The organism is Bacillus sp. 1021, assembly GCF_014534735.1.
Lineage (GTDB): Bacteria > Bacillota > Bacilli > Bacillales > Bacillaceae > Bacillus > Bacillus siamensis.
The window spans coordinates 1-1136 of sequence record NZ_JACVSR010000015.1; the positions used below are offsets into that span (position 1 = coordinate 1).

Consider the following 1136-nt stretch of genomic DNA (forward strand, 5'->3'; position numbering starts at 1 on the left):
TGTTTTATCTACCATGTTTTTGTTTATGAAGCTTATAATATTCCGCAGTAGCTCAGTGGTAGAGCTATCGGCTGTTAACCGATCGGTCGTAGGTTCGAGTCCTACCTGCGGAGCCATTGCTTCCATAGCTCAGCAGGTAGAGCACTTCCATGGTAAGGAAGAGGTCAGCGGTTCGAGCCCGCTTGGAAGCTTATCTAAATACGTTGATCTGAAGCAGTTTCCGCGCGTTATGGAACTGTTATTTTTGTATTTAAATAGGCAAAGACCCTGTTACTGCTCTCCGCAGAAATCAAGGTGAAAATATAACAGCAGCCTTCTTAGGAAGTCTGCTTTCTTCATTTTCAAAGAGATATGGCTCCCGTGATATAAATAGCATAATTAGGTTAACTTAATTGTATGTATAATAGATCTAATCAGTTTAATTTCTTGAATGGTCAAGTTCTGATCCAGAGAACGAAGTTTTCTTTTTTGCAGCCTTAGGTTAGTACAGATTATTATTAAATTGTTAAACGGTATTGACTTTTATCAAAACCCTGATATAATTACTTTTGTCATAATGCACTGTATGAATTTCCCGATATACTTTTGCTTTAGATTAAGCAGAGAGCCACACTGGCTGGAGCATAACTGAGTTTTCCTTTTTCTGATGCTGTTGTTTTTATTTTAACCGTTCATCATTTATTTCTTGCGGAAGTAGTTCAGTGGTAGAACATCACCTTGCCAAGGTGGGGGTCGCGGGTTCGAATCCCGTCTTCCGCTCCATTTATTTTTGCGCCCGTAGCTCAATTGGATAGAGCGTTTGACTACGGATCAAAAGGTTAGGGGTTCGACTCCTCTCGGGCGCGCCATAATGCACTTGAAATCGGGAAGTAGCTCAGCTTGGTAGAGCACATGGTTTGGGACCATGGGGTCGCAGGTTCGAATCCTGTCTTCCCGACCATTCTCAAACTTTAAGATAATGTACTGATTATATTTTTTCTCTTTATTTCAAAAAACACTTGATTTATAGAGAAATAACATGGTATATTATTAAACGTCGCTGATGAACAGCAGACAAAACAAAAAGCTTCAAAAACGACTTGAAAAAAGTTGTTGACATAAAAGAAGCTGAGTGGTAAGCTAATAAAGCTGCTTCA

General features: G+C 39.6%; 5 tRNA genes. All 5 read left to right on the forward strand.

Features of this window, described 5'->3' with window-relative positions:
- Positions 1-41 precede the first annotated feature (41 nt).
- The 5 genes from ICW23_RS18670 (at position 42) to ICW23_RS18690 (ending at position 940) form a co-directional block, all read left to right on the forward strand.
- Positions 42-116, forward strand: a tRNA-Asn gene (locus tag ICW23_RS18670).
- A 2-nt stretch (positions 117-118) separates the two neighbouring features.
- Positions 119-191: transfer RNA gene (locus ICW23_RS18675), tRNA-Thr, on the forward strand.
- Between the two features lie 496 nt (positions 192-687).
- Positions 688-762, forward strand: a tRNA-Gly gene (locus ICW23_RS18680).
- A gap of 9 nt (positions 763-771) precedes the next feature.
- Positions 772-848: transfer RNA gene (locus tag ICW23_RS18685), tRNA-Arg, on the forward strand.
- A gap of 15 nt (positions 849-863) precedes the next feature.
- Positions 864-940, forward strand: a tRNA-Pro gene (locus ICW23_RS18690).
- Positions 941-1136: the final 196 nt, after the last annotated feature.